This is a genomic window from Microtetraspora sp. AC03309 (assembly GCF_020826795.1).
Classification (GTDB): Bacteria; Actinomycetota; Actinomycetes; order Streptosporangiales; family Streptosporangiaceae; genus Microtetraspora; species Microtetraspora glauca.
Genome location: NZ_JADDIL010000381.1, coordinates 1 through 586, shown reverse-complemented (window position 1 = coordinate 586; position 586 = coordinate 1). Strand labels below are relative to the sequence as shown.

General features: G+C 66.9%; 1 protein-coding gene. It reads right to left on the bottom strand.

What is annotated here, in order from left to right:
• The coding region (locus tag IMZ11_RS43440; RefSeq protein WP_228649521.1) for a DUF3375 family protein at positions 1 to 586 on the bottom strand (586 nt) is incomplete at both ends.

Below are 586 nucleotides of genomic sequence, written 5' to 3'. Positions count from 1 at the left end.
GGACAGTGCCAGTGGACCGGCGGCGACCGCACCGTTGACCAGATCGGCCAGCTCGGCGGCGTCCACCTGGGACGCCAAGGCCGAGAACGCCGACAGGTTCACCTCGCCGTGAGAGGTCTCGGCCTGTGACGGCGGGATCGCGTCACGAATCTTGAAGGCCACGGCGCCGATCGAATTGAAGTCGGTACGGACCAGCGGCACCTCGATGCCGATGCGACTGTCGGCCAACGAGATGCTGAGCAAGTCATGGGCACTGGTCAGGGCATCGTTGAGCTGGCGGGTAACGCCGCGGCTGTGCTCCAGGGTTCCGGAGGCGACGAATCGCTTGATCCGTCGCGCGCAGCGCTGCCGGGTGCGGCCCACCTCGGCGGTCTGCGCAGAGACCAGGCTGAAGAAACCTGTCATCACCTCACGCAGGTCGGGATCGAGGTGCGGCAATTCCCGGGTCACCGCCTCGATGTCGGCCACCAGCGCCGCCCGCTGCTCGGGATCTTGGATCATCCGGGTGAACGCCGTGTACGAGGCGCTTTCGCGGGAGGCGAAAAGGGACTCGTAGTCGTCGAACAGCTGGCGCTGACGCTCCCGG